This window comes from Bacillus sp. 05T21 (genome assembly GCF_056396785.1).
On record NZ_JBFTMD010000006.1, the window covers coordinates 149,496 to 165,696 of the forward strand.

The window sequence follows — 16,201 nt, forward strand, 5'->3', positions numbered from 1 at the left end:
TTTATATACATAACGTTTTGCTCATACATACCTTTTCATAACTAAAAACCTCGCTAGTTATACACTAGCAAGGTTTTTTCACATTTACTCTGTTCGTTTTTTTGTCCACGTTTCAATTACTTCACCAGTATCATTAACATCTAGTACTAAACTACCATTACTATACCGGTCTTTATTTCGAAACGCTTTCGGATCAATTTCTTCTACAATGTGTTTCTCTGTCTTCATGTAAACTAATTCATCATCTCGAACAATTTCAATACCGACAATGCGGTACGGATTACGTTTTAACTCTTTAAAAATTACAAGGCCTCGCTTCGCCCTCGTTGATTTCTCAATTTCCGATGCCTTTATACGTTTCACAGCACCTCGCTGCGTAACGAGAATAAGTTGATCTTTTTCACCATTTAACGGTTTACCAGAAGCAACATAGTCATCTTCTTTTAAATTAATTGCTTTCACACCAGCTGCTCTGACACCAACTGGACTTACTTCTTCTTCATTGAATACAAGTGCATATGCACCATGTGTTGCAAGAACAATATCACTTGTCCCATCTGTCGCAAATATATCAACAACTTCATCATCTTTTTTCAAGTTTACAGCAACGAATGCCCGTGAATAACGCTGTACTTTATATTGGTTTAATTCTGTTTTCTTAATCATACCGTTTCGTGTAACAAATACGATAAATCGTTTTTCTTCTTCAAAATTCGGTACGACTGTTGCCCAAATTAACGATTCATCTCGCTCGAGTGAAACAAGATTCGCAACGTGTTGACCTAAATCTTTCCAACGAATTTCTGGCATTTCATACACAGGAAGATAAATATAATTTCCTTTGTTCGTAAATAAAAGAACGGTTTCTGTCGTGTTTGTATCGAAACGCTCAAGTAAGATGTCACCCTCTTTCATACCGAAGTATTTCCCGTTCGATGCATTATGCGAACGCCAACCTGTTCGTTTCACATAGCCTTCTTTCGTTACAGTAACGATGACATCTTCTTGCGGAATCATAACTTCCACATCGATTTTAATTTCTTCAATTTCCTCTTCAATTATCGCACGGCGATTATCACTATATGTTTTCTTTACTCTCTTCAAATCTGTTTTAATAACTTGAAAAAGTCTTTTTTCACTTTGTAAAATTGACTGTAACTCTATAATTTTCTTACTAAGTTCCGCTGCTTCTTGCTCTAGCGCTGTAATATCTGTATTCGTTAAACGATATAATTGCAGTGAAACAATTGCTTCTGACTGCGCCTCTGTAAATCCAAATTTCGCACTTAAATTATCTTTCGCATTACGCTTATCTTTAGACCCACGGATCGTTTCAATCACTTCATCTAAAATTGATAATGCTTTCTTTAAACCTTCTACAATATGCTGACGATTTTCTGCTTTTCTTAATTCATATTGTGAGCGTCTTGTAACAACTTCTTTCTGATGTCCAATATATGCATCCAAAATCTTAGGTAATGTCATAAGTGTCGGACGACGATTATTTATCGCTACCATATTAAAGTTGTATGGAATTTGTAAATCTGTATTTTTATATAAATAATTTAAAATACCTTCAGCATTCGCTTCTTTTTTTAATTCTACAACGATACGAAGACCTGTACGATCTGTCTCATCACGTACTTCAGCAATTCCATCTAGCTTTTTATCTATACGTAATTCATCCATTTTCTTAACAAGATTCGCTTTATTTACTTCGTACGGAATTTCTGTAATAACGATTTGTTGCTTCCCGCCACGAATCGTTTCAACCTCTGCTTTTCCGCGAATAATAATTTTACCTTTACCTGTTTCATACGCTTTTTTAATGCCATCTATCCCTTGTATAATACCACCTGTAGGGAAATCTGGTCCTTTAATAACTGTTAACAAGTCATCCACAGAACTATTCGGTTGATCGATACGCATCATTGTAGCATCAATTACTTCTCCAAGATGATGCGGTGGAATTTCTGTTGCATAACCAGCGGAAATCCCTGTAGATCCGTTCACTAATAAGTTCGGGAACATTGCCGGTAATACAATAGGCTCTTCACTCGTATCATCAAAGTTTGACACGAATTCTACTGTTTCTTTATCAAGATCACGTAATAACTCAGATGCGATTGGTGATAAACGTGCTTCCGTATAACGCATTGCCGCTGCTGGATCCCCATCAACACTACCGTTATTTCCGTGCATTTCAACTAAAACATTACGTACTTTCCAAGTTTGACTTAAACGGACCATCGCCTCATATACAGAGGAATCACCATGTGGATGATAATTACCGATAACATTACCTACTGTTTTAGCTGATTTACGAAACGCTTTATCATGTACGTTTCCTTCTACATACATAGAATATAAAATACGTCTTTGTACCGGTTTTAAACCGTCACGCGCATCTGGAAGCGCGCGGTCTTGAATAATATATTTACTATAACGTGCAAAGCGGTCACCTAACACGTCTTCAAGCGGGAGGTCATGAAACTTCTCTGCCTGCATGTTATTCCACCTCCGTCTCCATAATCATTTCATTTTCTAAAATATTTCCTTCTTCTTGCATACCAAATTGTACATTACGCTCAATCCATTTACGACGAGGTTCTACTTTATCACCCATCAATGTCGTAACTCGGCGCTCAGCTCTTGATGCATCGTCAATCTTCACACGGATTAACGTACGTGTTTCAGGGTTCATCGTTGTTTCCCATAATTGATCGGCATTCATTTCGCCAAGTCCTTTATAGCGCTGCAACATGTAGCCTTTACCGACCTTTTTCGTTACACCACCTAATTCTTCATCAGACCATGCATATTCAATTACTTCACTTTTCCCTTTTCCTTTACTTACTTTATATAAAGGTGGAAGTGCGATAAATACTTTACCAGCTTCAATAAGTGGTTTCATATAACGATAGAAGAACGTCAGTAGTAACACTTGAATATGTGCTCCATCCGTATCTGCATCGGTCATAATAACAACTTTATCGTAGTTAATATCTTCAACCGCGAACTCATTCCCTACGCCGCCGCCAATTGCGTAAATAATCGTATTGATCTCTTCATTCTTAAAAATATCAGCAAGCTTTGCTTTTTCCGTGTTAATTACTTTACCACGTAATGGTAGCACCGCTTGGAAACGACGATCTCGCCCTTGCTTTGCTGAACCACCAGCCGAGTCACCCTCTACTAAATACAATTCGTTTTTCTGAGGATTACGTGATTGTGCAGGTGTTAACTTCCCGCTTAAAGTACCTTCTGATTTTTTCTTCTTCTTACCAGTACGCGCTTCTTCTCTCGCTTTACGAGCAGCCTCACGTGCTTGTGCTGCTTTAATTGCCTTTCTCACAAGAAGTGTAGCTACATCCGGGTTTTCTTCTAAAAAGTAAGCTAAATGCTCAGATACAATTGCATCAATTGAAGAACGAGCTTCACTTGTACCTAGTTTCCCTTTCGTTTGCCCTTCAAACTGGAGTACGTCTTCTGGTACACGTACAGAAACAATCGAAGCTAATCCTTCTCGAATATCTGTACCCTCTAAATTTTTGTCTTTTTCTTTTAATAAAGAAACTTTACGAGCATACTCATTGAACACACGTGTCATTGCTGTTTTAAATCCAGCTTCGTGTGTACCACCGTCTTTTGTACGTACATTATTTACAAACGAAAGAATGTTTTCTGAGTAACCATCATTAAACTGAAACGCTAACTCTGCTTCAATTCCATTTTGCTCACCCGAGAAATATACAACTGGATGAATCGAATCTTTCTCTTCGTTTAAGTATGAAACGAAAGCCTCAATTCCTGTTTCATAATGAAACACATCTTCTAAATCATTACGTTCATCTTTTATCGAGATTTTCATTCCTTTTAATAAGAATGCAGATTCACGTAATCTCTCACATAATGTTTCATAATTATAATTTGTTGTGCTGAAAATAGTTGTATCTGGTTTGAAGTGCATCGTTGTACCAGACTCTTTCGTTTTCCCGATTTTCTCTAACGTCGTTGCAGGAGTACCACCATTTTCAAAGCGTTGTTCATAAATGCTACCATCTCGCTTAATCGTTACTACTAGCCATTCTGATAAGGCGTTTACAACTGATGCCCCAACACCGTGTAAACCACCACTCGTTTTATAGCCTCCTTGGCCAAACTTACCACCAGCATGAAGTACAGTTAAAATAACTTCAGGTGTCGGCTTTCCAAGCTTATGCATTCCCGTAGGCATTCCTCGCCCTTTATCAATTACGCTAATACTATTATCTTTATGTATTACGACAGAAATTTCGTCGCCAAATCCCGCTAATGCTTCATCAACGGAGTTATCTACTATTTCATATACTAAATGATGCAATCCACGGCTATCCGTACTCCCGATATACATACCCGGGCGTTTTCGAACGGCTTCAAGTCCTTCTAACACTTGAATTGCATCTTCATTATATTGGAACTGATGCTTCGCCAAACTCCTTGCCCCTTTCCTAATCAAATCAGAACATATGTTTCTATTATAGAATAACGCCTCGACTATAGTTTTGGCAAGTTATCTTATCTCTTTTATATACTATTTTCAATAGAAAAATCCTTGTTTTTTTCACAAGGATTCCTCTAGGCTACTATTTCAGAAAAATAATCGTTTGTCAACGAGAAATGGATATGTATTCCAACATTATACATTCCAAACCTTTATCATGATCCAAATGATCAATATCCAAAATGGGATAACAAGTAACAATCCCCAAAAACAGCCTTTAAAAAATCTCATGATGAACACCTCGTTCATCCGCCCTACTTATGTAAAAAGCGAGGGCTGAATCAATCTTTCTATCTTTAAAATCTATACTATTTTGTCATTACATGCTCTACTTTAATGCAACGATCCATTATTACTGTGTAGCCTTTTTCTTGTAAAAGTTTATATGTATCTTCATCTTGTACTCCTAATTGTGCCCAGAAAACATCTGCATCAATCTCTACAAACTCTTCCGCAACATCCTTTAAAAATTCTGAGCGACGAAACACATTTACAATATCAACATGTTCTTTAATATCCGTCAGTGAAGAAACCGCCTTTTCTCCGAGTACTTCATCTACTGTTGGATTTACTGGAATAATGCGGTACCCAGCATCTTGCATTGCTTTTGAAACCATATACGATGTGCGTTCTGGCTTATCTGATAATCCAACAACTGCAATCGTTTTACTTTTCTTTAATACTTCACCAATTTCCGTACGAGTTGGGTTTTCAATTGTCATAATTTATCCCTCCTATTCCTTTAGTATATCCGATAAAGAAAGTCTCTTTCAACATGAAAGAGACTTTCTTTTATTCCGATTATTGATTCTTTGTAGCTGAATTATCTGCTAATGTAGCTGTTTTCGTCATTTTTTGGCCATTGCGATAGAATGTAACTTCTACTTTCTCGCCTACTTTTTTCTTTTCATATAAATATTTACGGAATTGAAGTGAATTCTCTACTTTTTGATCATCTAACGCTACTACTATATCATATTGCTCTAAACCAGCTTTTTCCGCTGGTGATATTGGATAGATTTTACCTAATACAACTCCATTTGTTACTTCTTTTGGCACTTTTAATTGATTTACTGCATAAGCTTGCACATCTTCTAATGAAACGACACCGACTCCTAGTGCTGGACGTTTCACCACTCCATCTTTTTCAAGTGATTCAATAACTGGTTTTGCAATGTTAATTGGAATTGCAAAACCAATACCCTCTACTGATTGCTGAGCTATTTTACTTGAGTTAATACCGATTACCTCACCGTTTTGGTTAAATAGTGCACCACCACTGTTACCAGGGTTAATCGCTGCATCTGTTTGAATAACTTGTGCTTGCCAATCAGGACGTTTATCACCATCAATATCAACTGGAATTTCACGCTCTTTACTACTGATGATACCTTCCGTTACACTTCCATCAAATCCTAATGGATTACCGATTGCAATTGCTTTTTCACCCGCACGGATTTTACTGGAATCACCTAAACTTGCAACTTTATTCACATTAGATCCATCAATCTCTACAACAGCTAAGTCCAACCAAGGGTCCTTACCAACTAATTTTGCATCGACTTGCTTTCCATCGCTTAGTTTAACGGCAAGTTTATTTGCACCATCTACTACGTGGTTATTTGTTACGATATATGCTTTATTTCCTGCTTTTTTATAAATAACACCTGAGCCTGTACCAGCTGTTTGTTCTTGACCTGTCGGCTGCATCGCAAATGGATCAACACTTTGTTGCATATTAATCACACCTACAACAACATCCTTCGCGCCTTCGATCATTCCCGGTAAATCAGTTTCATTTTTCGCTTTATTTACAACTGGAACTACAGTTCCTTCTACTTGTTTATTAGAATTGAATGACGAAACAGCTGCATCATTATTTTGCACCCATGGCATGTACGGTGCTGCAAAACTAATCGAAACCGCCCCGACTACAGCTCCAACTAAACCTGTGAAAAAATATCCTTTTTTACTACCTGATTTTTTCACTTCTCTCGTTTCACTATGCTCTTCATTCAAATTCGGTCCGTCGTAATATCCCATGTTTTATTTCCCCTCCCTGGTGAATTCGTACTTTCAGTATAGTCACATTTTGTGTCCTTCTTGTGAACTCATCGTGAAATCCAATTAAAAAAATACTCCTATCTACCATTGTAGACAAGAAAAGTATTTTTTGTACATTCCACCTACAAAGGAGAGTGTAAATTTGCTATATCCCAAAGCCGGGATGCATAGTAGCTTAAAGGTTATTCTTCGAATTTGTAACCTACTCGAATAACAGTGCCGATATGCTTCGCCTTATCTCCTAGCTTATTTCGCAGTTTTTTAATATGTGTATCAACCGTTCGGTCATCACCGTAGTAATCATATCCCCATAACTGATCTAATAAATGTTGACGTGACAACACAATTCCTTTGTTCTCCATTAAATAAACAAGAAGTTCAAACTCCTTATGTGTCAATATAATTTCTTCACCATCTACTAAAACTGTTCTAGATAGTCGATTCACTTCTATTCCAGCTAAAGACATAGTATTTTCTTCTGATACTCCTACTGCTCCATCCGCACGTTTCAATAACGTCTTTGCACGAGCTACTAACACTTTCGGACTAAAAGGTTTTGTTACATACTCATCTGCCCCTAGTTCAAAGCCTAGTAATGTATCATCCTCATCAGAACGTGCTGTCAGCATAATAATTGGTACCGCTGACTCTTTTCTAATTCGTCTACAAACAGACCAACCATCTATTTCTGGTAACATAATATCTAACATAATTAAATCAATTGTATGTTCAGCAAATAATTCTAGCGCTTTTTTTCCATCTTCCGCTTCGATTACTTCAAAGCCTTCATTACGAAAATAATCACTAACAATTTCACGTAATCTTCTTTCATCTTCAACAAGTAATACTGTTTTATTCATATAATCTATCCCGCCTTTTTACTCTTTCAATCGAATAATACGTTGATTGGAGCTTCCGCGAAATGGAAGTGTTAAATCTTTTTTCTCGATTTCAAATCTTCCATCGACTAAAACATCCCCATACTGTAACAACTCTATCATATCATTATTTCGAGAACTCTGTATCTCTTCTAACGTATAACCTGTATACATCCATAGATTTTTTTTCAAATCTTTCACAGCTTTTGCTACTTTTTTCACTTCAGCAGCTTGGAAGAATGGATCTCCACCTGAAAATGTTACATCTGTTAATGAATTACTTTCAATCTCTTTCACAATTTCTTCTACCGTCATTTCAGTTCCATTGCAAACATTCCAAGATTTCGGGTTATGGCATCCGAAACAACGATGCGGACAGCCCGCAAAAAACACGACTGTCCGCAACCCTTCTCCATCTACTACACTATCATGAATGATATTCATAACTTTCATTTATGCTTCACCCGATCCATCTCTTCACTACGTTTCGCACTATTCCACTTCGACATATCTCCTACAAGATAGCCCGTTATACGGCGAATTCTTTCTATATTAGCCTCATCTTCATTTCCACAGCTTGGACATTCATTCCCAATAACTCCGTGATAACTACAGCACTTACAACGATCAACAGGATGATTTATTGAACCGTACCCAACGCCATTCTCTGCCATCGCTTGCACAATTTGCTTTAATGCCTTTTTGTTATGCATAGCTGCTCCGTCTAGTTCAATATACGTAATATGTCCCCCGTTACATAGGGCATGGAAAGGTCCTTCTAAACGAATTTTATTTATCGCTTGAATGTTATAATAAACTGGAATATGGAATGAATTCGTATAGTAATTATGGTTCGTTATACCGCTAATCTCACCAAATTCTTCTCTATCTTTTTTCACAAACTTTCCTGATAACCCTTCTGCTGGCGTTGCAATTACAGAGAAATTGAGTTGATGTTCTTCCATCGCCTTATCCATTCTCTCTCTCATAAAGGAAATAATTTCATATCCAAGCTTCCACGATTCTTCATTTTCTCCATGATGCTTTCCAGTTAACGCTACTAAACATTCTGCAAGACCGATAAAACCAAGACTTAACGTCCCTTGTTTTAAAATCGGTGCCACAGCATCTTCAGGTTGTAACGTCTCTCCACCGCGCCATACACCTTGTGAATATAAGAACTGAAAATCTCTTGCTCTCTTTGTACATTGATAAGCAAATCTCTCTAATAATTGCTTAACGCCTAAATCTAAATAATAACTTAGCGCTTCAAAAAACGCTTCTTTTGAACCACTAATTAGCGCTAATTTCACTAAATTAATAGAAGTAAACGATAAATTCCCTCTTCCAATTGCTGTTTCTTCCCCATGTATATTAGACATAACACGAGTACGGCACCCCATATAACATACTTCACTTTCAGGTCGACCGTCATAATGCACAGCATTAAACGGAGCATCTAAAAACGAAAAGTTAGGGAATAATCGCTCAGCGGTCGTTTCTAATGCTAATTCAAATAAATCATAGTTCGGATCACACTCTTCAAAGTTCACGCCTTTTTTCATTTTGAAAATTTGAATAGGAAAAATCGGTGTTTCCCCTTTACCAAGTCCAGCTTGCGTCGCTTTTAAAAGTTGCTTAATTAAAAGTCTTCCCTCTTTCGATGTGTCTGTTCCGTAGTTAATAGAAATAAATGGTACTTGTCCCCCGCCCCTACTATGCATACTATTTGAATTATGAACGAAAGCCTCACACGCCTGATACGTATCATTTTCTGTCTCTTTCCATGCAAATTCCTCTATTTGTTCTTTCGTAAGCGGATATGACTGTAGTCGTTTTTTATGTCTCTTTACTGTTTTTCTCACATATGGAGCTAAATCAATATCAAAGAGTGCAAACGATTGGCCACCGTGCTGCATATTTTGATTCGCCTGAAAAATAATTGAAGAAAGCGCCAACGCACTTTTAATGTCTTGCGGTTGTCTCATATGTCCATGGCCAGTATGAAAACCGTTAGCTAGCATTTGCGCTAACGGAATTTGCGAACAAGTCGTCGTTCCTGTTGCATAAAAATCTAAATCATGTGGATATAATATATTTTGATCTATCGCTTTTTTCACTTGATCTGATAATAATTTTTCTACTGCATAATACTTTGCGCTCTCAGATGCGAACGTTCCCATTACTCCCATTGGAGATCGACCATCTACATTTGCATTTTCCTGCATTAAATCTTGTTCATTACCGTGGATAATTGTCTCAAATACTTTCATTAATTCTTCTCCACGTACATTTTGTTTCAACATTCATAACCCTCCACCAACATGTTGTTGTCTTTTGATTAAAATCATACAACATATAGTTCTTCTGTTCCTGTGAAAAATGTAACATTCCTGTGAAAGTTTTTTTAAAAATTAATGACTTTTTCATTTATAAAAAAGAAATGTGCTCTTTACAAATGTATGGTACAATAAATGGGAAAAACTCTTTTTACCCTTTATCAACACATTTGTATAAAGGAGACTGAACTCATGGTTATTACATATCTTTTATTTATCGTTGCCTATCTACTCGGTTCGATTCCATTTGCATTAGTCGTTGGAAAAATTGGTTATGGAATCGACATTCGTGAGCATGGAAGCGGTAATCTAGGCGGAACAAATACATTCCGTACATTAGGGAAAAAAGCAGGTTTTATCGTAACAATTGCTGACATTTTAAAAGGTACATTAGCAACAGGTCTACCGATTATTTTCGGGTCAGATATTCACCCACTATGGTTTGGATTAGCCGCTGTTCTTGGACATGTCTATCCGATCTTCGCAAAATTCCGCGGGGGGAAAGCAGTTGCAACTTCTGCTGGGGTGCTATTATGCTATTCACCAGTTGTTTTTGCAATATTAGCTGTTGTCTTTTTCAGCCTTTTATTTACAACAAGATACGTATCACTTTCTTCTATGATAACAGCTGTCGTTGCTGTTATTGCATCCATTGTTAGCGGGGATAAAATCTTCATTATTGCGATGTGTTTATTAGCAGGTATGGTTATTTATAAACACCGTGCAAATATCGGACGAATTATAAATAAAACTGAACCAAAAGCAAACTTTTCAAAAAAGCAAAAATAAGATCGTAACCCACATAACGCAAAAAGAAAACGTGAAGCATATTAATAGCGTCTTTTTGCGTTATTTTTTATACTAAAAGAAAAAGCAACATAATTTGGAGGAACTATACATGAATCTTTCCGTAACAAAAAAAGCAGCACAATGGTATAAAAACGAATTAAACTTACAATCGGGTGAAACAATACGCCTTTTCGTACAATACGGCGGTTGCAGTACTGTGCAAAAAGGACTTTCTTTAGGTATTCGTAAAGATGACCCTGCGCACCCTGCTGTTCAAACTCAAGAAGAAGGTATTAACTTCTTTATTGAAAGCGATGATGAGTGGTTCTTCGATGGACATAATTTATTAGTTACACTTAACGACGGTGATGATTTCCCTCAATTTAATTATGAAAAATAAAAAAGCGTGGCTTCTGCCACGCTTTTTTATTTCTTTTTAATTTCCTCATATTTCGCATACCACTCAGGATATAATTTTTTAAATGATACAGGGCGGAACCCTTCTTTTTTCGCACAAATATTCGTCGTGCTTGCAGTAATACAAAGTTCGCCATCACCATTATAAATTTCATATCCATATACAACGCGGAGCGGGCTCACAGTATCAACCCACGTTTTCACAATAGCTTTTTCTCCATAACGCATCGCTTTACGATATGAAATTTGTAAGTCTAACACAGGAGAAATAATTCCCTCTTTCTCCATTTCAACATATGAAAATCCTAAATCTTGTATAAGTTTCGTGCGCCCTAGTTCAAGCCACACTAAATAGTTTGAATGGTAAACAACACCCATTTGATCTGTTTCCGCATAACGGATTTCAACTTCATGTTCTGCTACAAACATTTCTATTCGCCTTCTTTCACTTCTGTTCCCTTGCATACATTTAATCATAATACAGTGGAATCAAAAATAAAATAAAAACAGTGAATCTTTTACCGAAAGGGGCAAGCACATGATTCAAATTGTAACTGTTCGTAGCGGTGATAGCGTATATAGTTTAGCCTCAAAATATGGATCTACACCTGAAGAGATTGTAAAAGACAATGGACTAAATCCAGCCGAAACACTCGTTGTTGGTCAGGCACTTATCGTTAATACGAAAGGCAATAATTATTATGTACAGCCTGGCGACAGCCTTTATCGAATTTCTCAAACGTATAACGTTCCTCTCGCCAGTTTAGCTAAAGTTAATAACCTTTCATTAAAATCTATTCTCCATGTCGGACAGCAATTATATATACCGAAAGGAACAAAACGAGCAGTAGAATCCATTGCTTATTTACAACCTTCAACAATACCGATAAAAGAAAGTTTAGTAACTGCTACACGTGCTATCAACCCATTTTTAACATATTTAGCCTACTTTAGTTTTGAAGCAAAAAGAGACGGTACATTAAAAGAACCAACCGAAACAGCGAAAATCGCTAATATTGCAACGCAAGGTAAAACCATCCCTATGCTCGTTATTACAAATATCGAAAATGGAAATTTCAGTGCCGATCTGACCTCGGTTATTTTACGCGATGCAACAATTCAAAACAAGTTTATTACTAACATTTTGCAAACAGCTGAAAAATATGGCATGCGAGACATTCATTTCGATTTCGAGAGTGTGGCACCTGAAGATCGCGAAGCCTATAATCGTTTTTTACGAAATGTGAAAACACGCTTACCTAGCGGGTACACATTAAGTACAACGCTTGTACCGAAAACAAGTTCCAATCAAAAAGGGAAATTTTTTGAGGCTCACGATTATAAAGCACAAGGACAAATTGTTGATTTCGTCGTCATTATGACATACGACTGGGGTTGGCAAGGTGGCCCACCAATGGCGATTTCCCCTATTGGTCCTGTGAAGGAAGTACTTCAATATGCAAAATCTCAAATGCCTCCACAAAAAATTATGATGGGGCAAAATTTATATGGATTTGATTGGAAACTTCCGTTCAAACAAGGGAATCCACCCGCAAAAGCAGTTAGCTCTGTCGCAGCTGTTGCACTTGCTCGTAAATACAATGTTCCTATCCGCTATGATTTCACAGCCCAAGCTCCACATTTTAATTACTTTGATGAAAACGGCGTACAACACGAGGTTTGGTTTGAAGATTCGAGGTCTATTCAAAGTAAATTCAATTTAATGAAAGAACAAGGCATTGGCGGTATTAGCTATTGGAAGATTGGTCTACCATTCCCACAAAATTGGCGTTTACTCGTTGAAAACTTTACAATTACGAAAAAAGGCTGACGAAAGTCAGCTTTTTGAATATTTTTACAATATTATCCAAACGCACAAAAAGGAGAATGATGACATTCTCCTTTTTTTAACCGTTATCAACAATTGGTTGTTTGCCAGTTTGGTCTTGCATTTGCTTCCCTTTATTGCCACCAGCTTTTTTCGATTGTGTTCCAATTTGATTTGGTGCAAAGTCTTTTGAATTTTTTTTCGGATTACCCATTACTATCGCCTCCTTAACACTAGTATCGTACTAGTGTTAAGAATTATTCAGCCTGCTTAAAAAGTTTCATTTCATAACGTTTTTCAATTCGTTTTTCAATTCGATCCATTGCATCACGATCGCTTAATAATTGTTGTTTATTTTCATTTACAAGTTCTTCAAACGATCTACGGCGACTTCTTCTCATGTTGCTCACCCTTTCTTCAACGCTTTCTTATTACATAGTATGAGCAAATGAAAAACTCTTTAATCAGATTTGCAAGAAAATTTTATGTTTTGATAAAAAATCCCATGCGCATATATTGCACATGGGATTTTTTACACCATCATATTTAAATATTTTTTAATTTCTTCATCCGCATTTACTTTATTTGCTCTATATTCATCCAGCGCTCGTAATACAGAATCGTATTCTTCTACAATGTAGCTCTCTAGCTTCAAAATGTCCTCTACACTGTCAATCATAATTCTCGTGTTGCCAATCTCACTTTTCAATGCTGCCTCGTATGTTAAGCTCGTACAAATTTCTCTTACATCGTCTTCCATTTTTTCTGTTAACACATATTTCTTTCGCCCTTTGACCTTTAACCTTATAATTGGATAAAAAGCTTTTATATCTAAATAACTCCCAACATTCATACAACGAATCCAATCAATATCACGTTTATTTCGTACAAGCATTTCTTTTACCGCTTCAAATACCGCTGTTTCATCAAGTACTTCCTTATTCGCTTTTCTTTTTCCTTCTTCTTCAACAGCTGCACAATTTTGATAAACAGCCGCACACGTAATACAGTCGTCAAATGCATTATGAGAACTTAAGCGAATTCCAAGCATTCGTTTTAACGTTTCAAGTTTATGATTAGGCGCATGCTTCATATATTTTTTCGCTAAAAACACAGTATCAATAACGTTATTTTTAGGCTCAGGTAGTCCAAGCATATTTACATTACTCTTTAAAAAACGCATATCAAAAAAAGCATTATGTGCCACGATAATATTTGTATCTAGAAATGCCAAAAACAAAGGCAATACTTCTGCAATTGTTGGTGCGTCTGAAACACGATAATTCGTAATACCTGTTAAACTCGTAATTCGGCTCGGAATTGGACGCTCTGGATTCACATACGATACAAATTGATCAACCATTTCATGATTACGGTACTTCACAGCTGCCACCTGGATAATCTTATCATTATAGGGGTTAAACCCTGTCGTTTCAAAATCAATTACAACATAATCTAATGGTAAGGATACATTCCCCAATCCATACACTCCCTCATCTGTTATTAACAGTTACATTTCTTTTCCCCCGCTATTTGCGGGCAGTCAGGCTACCTGTAAATGCCCGATTGGTGCGGGCTAATAATCATGGGGGGATGTTCATCCCCCTATGATTAAAGTTTTTCTTTATCATATCACGAAGTCATCACTCCATGAAAAAGAAAAGGCAGAAATGGTCCATTTCCATCTCTGCCTTTTTACTAATTATTTTAATTTCGCGATCCGTTTTTCCATCTCTTTTTGTGTCATCGGTCCAATAAACTTATCTTGAATAACACCTTCTGTATCAATAAAATAAGAAGTTGGAATGGTAATTACTTTATACGCTGTTGTCACATCAATGTTCTTGTCCAATAAAATAGGAAAAGTAATTCCTTTTTCTTTAGCGAAGTTCCTTACCTTTTCTTCTCCCCCTCCTTTTTCTGAAGGAGTATAGTTTATAGCTAAAATTTCTACGTTTTCTTTATGTTCTTTATAGAAGGCCTCCATATCAGGCATTTCTTGCTGACAAGGCCCACACCACGTTGCCCAAAAGTTTAAAATAACTTTCTTTCCTTTTAACTCGGATAACTTTACATTCGTTCCATCTATCTTTGCTAATTCAAAATCTGGTGCGCTCTTTCCAATTTCAATACCGTTCCTTGCGAAAATCTCTTTCATAGCAGCTTCACTTTTGGCAGGCTTTTCTTGCATTACTTGATCCTCTTTACCAAACTGTTCATAAGCTGCATATCCCGCTAAACAAAGTAACACTACAATAATGGTAAGCTTCCGCCACATATTATATCACCCTTACGTGTTTATCTTCTTATAACATAATTAACTACATACTATATACCTTATTTTAGCTTATACGGACAAGCTTGGAAATATTCACAGTCGAAATAGTTAGAACATTTATAGTACAGATGAAATATTTCCCTTTTTATCATATAATTAGAAATAAATACAAAACTTGCGAGGTGATATGTATTTTACAATTACTTATCAACCCTTTCACTTTTGTTTTTTTCACTTTACCATTACTATGTATTTTTTTTAGCACCTTACTATACAAATTCAAATGGGCTGCAATTATTATTTCTTTTACTGTTCCACTTATATTTTTCATTATCGTCTCTAAATTTAATATACACCTAGCTTTACAAAACTTAGACGCTTGGATTGTTTATAGTGCTGTTTATTCTGTACTTTCCTACATAACGGCAGCGCTAATACGAAGAAAACTGCACATGTAGAACTTTCAAAAAGGGGGATTTTTATGAATTTATTTGAAAAAATACTATTATATATTCTTAGTTTTATATTTTCCCCAATCGGGATTATCACTTGGATCATCTCGCTCTTCAGTAAAGATCCTGAAAAAAAGCAAGTTGGACGTATTTGTCTCTATATCGCTTTAATCTCATTTATCCTTTTAGCCGGCCTCGGTATTCTTAGTTTCTTCACAATGACTATCACCACCACTACTATACAATAATTATAGAAAGGATGATTATTTTTGGGAGAACATCCTATAAGTAAAGAACTTCGCTATATACGAATATGTTTAGTTGTTTTAGTAATCGTTCTTTTATTTTTCAACGGTGAAAGACTTGTTAAAATTTCTACAAATCATGATGCCGTAGAAAACGTTTCAACCAGTAATATGACACAGATTGCTGAAAATACATTTGCTATTCAAGAATATAATCCATCACTAAGTAGCGAACGTACAATCAAAATCTTTAAATATAATCCAGATACGAATCAACTTACTCTAGTCAAAGAATTTAGTACTAATGCCCCTGATTCCTATACGTATCAACTTAATAATGCCGAGTAAAGATAAGAGCGCTATATAGC

17 protein-coding genes are annotated in these 16,201 nt (G+C 36.3%); 5 read left to right on the forward strand and 12 right to left on the reverse strand.

The window, feature by feature from the left end; genetic code table 11:
• Positions 1 to 84 precede the first annotated feature (84 nt).
• The 7 genes from parC to AC1DKZ_RS14440 all read right to left on the reverse strand — a co-directional run bounded on the left by parC (position 85) and on the right by AC1DKZ_RS14440 (position 9,791).
• Positions 85 to 2,508, reverse strand: a complete 2,424-nt coding sequence (gene parC, locus AC1DKZ_RS14410) for a DNA topoisomerase IV subunit A (protein ID WP_002087770.1) — start codon at positions 2,506 to 2,508, stop codon at positions 85 to 87.
• A gap of 1 nt (position 2,509) precedes the next feature.
• Positions 2,510 to 4,474 carry a DNA topoisomerase IV subunit B gene (gene parE / locus AC1DKZ_RS14415; RefSeq protein ID WP_002087772.1) on the reverse strand — a complete coding sequence of 655 codons (1,965 nt, stop codon included), beginning with the start codon at positions 4,472 to 4,474 and terminating at the stop codon, positions 2,510 to 2,512.
• A gap of 377 nt (positions 4,475 to 4,851) precedes the next feature.
• Complete coding sequence (locus AC1DKZ_RS14420) at positions 4,852 to 5,265, reverse strand: CoA-binding protein (RefSeq protein ID WP_193663220.1); 414 nt, start codon at positions 5,263 to 5,265, stop codon at positions 4,852 to 4,854.
• Positions 5,266 to 5,344: 79 nt separating this feature from the next.
• Positions 5,345 to 6,586, reverse strand: coding sequence for a S1C family serine protease (locus AC1DKZ_RS14425; RefSeq protein WP_002087775.1), 1,242 nt, complete (start codon positions 6,584 to 6,586; stop codon positions 5,345 to 5,347).
• 203 nt (positions 6,587 to 6,789) lie between these two features.
• Entirely contained in the window at positions 6,790 to 7,467 is a 678-nt protein-coding gene (locus AC1DKZ_RS14430; RefSeq protein ID WP_002087776.1) for a response regulator transcription factor, read from the reverse strand.
• 18 nt (positions 7,468 to 7,485) lie between these two features.
• Entirely contained in the window at positions 7,486 to 7,938 is a 453-nt protein-coding gene (nrdG, locus tag AC1DKZ_RS14435) for an anaerobic ribonucleoside-triphosphate reductase activating protein (protein ID WP_002137702.1), read from the reverse strand.
• A complete protein-coding gene (locus AC1DKZ_RS14440; RefSeq protein WP_113936075.1) occupies positions 7,935 to 9,791 on the reverse strand; it encodes an anaerobic ribonucleoside triphosphate reductase in 1,857 nt (618 codons plus the stop codon). The genes nrdG and AC1DKZ_RS14440 overlap by 4 nt, the downstream gene beginning before the upstream one ends.
• 225 nt (positions 9,792 to 10,016) lie before the next feature.
• Between AC1DKZ_RS14440 and plsY the strand changes: the two genes are divergently transcribed.
• Positions 10,017 to 10,613, forward strand: a complete 597-nt coding sequence (plsY, locus tag AC1DKZ_RS14445; RefSeq protein ID WP_002014306.1) for a glycerol-3-phosphate 1-O-acyltransferase PlsY — start codon at positions 10,017 to 10,019, stop codon at positions 10,611 to 10,613.
• A gap of 109 nt (positions 10,614 to 10,722) precedes the next feature.
• Positions 10,723 to 11,013 carry a HesB/YadR/YfhF family protein gene (locus AC1DKZ_RS14450; RefSeq protein WP_476996505.1) on the forward strand — a complete coding sequence of 97 codons (291 nt, stop codon included), beginning with the start codon at positions 10,723 to 10,725 and terminating at the stop codon, positions 11,011 to 11,013.
• A gap of 26 nt (positions 11,014 to 11,039) precedes the next feature.
• Here AC1DKZ_RS14450 and AC1DKZ_RS14455 read toward each other — a convergent pair whose 3' ends face one another.
• Positions 11,040 to 11,459 (reverse strand): acyl-CoA thioesterase, encoded by a 420-nt coding sequence (locus AC1DKZ_RS14455; protein WP_000495812.1) that lies wholly within the window; start codon positions 11,457 to 11,459, stop codon positions 11,040 to 11,042.
• A gap of 109 nt (positions 11,460 to 11,568) precedes the next feature.
• On the opposite strand from AC1DKZ_RS14455, the gene AC1DKZ_RS14460 reads away from it, so the two are divergent.
• On the forward strand, positions 11,569 to 12,861 hold the full coding sequence (locus tag AC1DKZ_RS14460) for a glycoside hydrolase family 18 protein (protein WP_002014302.1): 1,293 nt from the start codon (positions 11,569 to 11,571) through the stop codon (positions 12,859 to 12,861).
• A gap of 76 nt (positions 12,862 to 12,937) precedes the next feature.
• On the opposite strand, the gene sspN is transcribed toward AC1DKZ_RS14460, so the two are convergent.
• The 4 genes from sspN to AC1DKZ_RS14480 form a co-directional block, all read right to left on the reverse strand.
• Complete coding sequence (gene sspN, locus AC1DKZ_RS14465) at positions 12,938 to 13,072, reverse strand: acid-soluble spore protein SspN (protein WP_000527988.1); 135 nt, start codon at positions 13,070 to 13,072, stop codon at positions 12,938 to 12,940.
• A gap of 43 nt (positions 13,073 to 13,115) precedes the next feature.
• Positions 13,116 to 13,259, reverse strand: a complete 144-nt coding sequence (locus AC1DKZ_RS14470) for an FbpB family small basic protein (RefSeq protein WP_002014298.1) — start codon at positions 13,257 to 13,259, stop codon at positions 13,116 to 13,118.
• Positions 13,260 to 13,390: 131 nt separating this feature from the next.
• Positions 13,391 to 14,338: a 3'-5' exonuclease gene (locus AC1DKZ_RS14475; protein ID WP_476996506.1), complete on the reverse strand. Its 948-nt coding sequence runs from the start codon at positions 14,336 to 14,338 to the stop codon at positions 13,391 to 13,393.
• A 222-nt stretch (positions 14,339 to 14,560) separates the two neighbouring features.
• Positions 14,561 to 15,136, reverse strand: coding sequence for a TlpA family protein disulfide reductase (locus AC1DKZ_RS14480; protein ID WP_002087785.1), 576 nt, complete (start codon positions 15,134 to 15,136; stop codon positions 14,561 to 14,563).
• A 481-nt stretch (positions 15,137 to 15,617) separates the two neighbouring features.
• Here AC1DKZ_RS14480 and AC1DKZ_RS14485 point away from each other — a divergent pair, with 481 nt between their 5' ends.
• Both AC1DKZ_RS14485 and AC1DKZ_RS14490 read left to right on the forward strand, forming a co-directional pair.
• Complete coding sequence (locus AC1DKZ_RS14485; protein ID WP_002137707.1) at positions 15,618 to 15,836, forward strand: hypothetical protein; 219 nt, start codon at positions 15,618 to 15,620, stop codon at positions 15,834 to 15,836.
• A gap of 21 nt (positions 15,837 to 15,857) precedes the next feature.
• Positions 15,858 to 16,181 (forward strand): YmzC family protein, encoded by a 324-nt coding sequence (locus AC1DKZ_RS14490; RefSeq protein WP_476996507.1) that lies wholly within the window; start codon positions 15,858 to 15,860, stop codon positions 16,179 to 16,181.
• Positions 16,182 to 16,201: the final 20 nt, after the last annotated feature.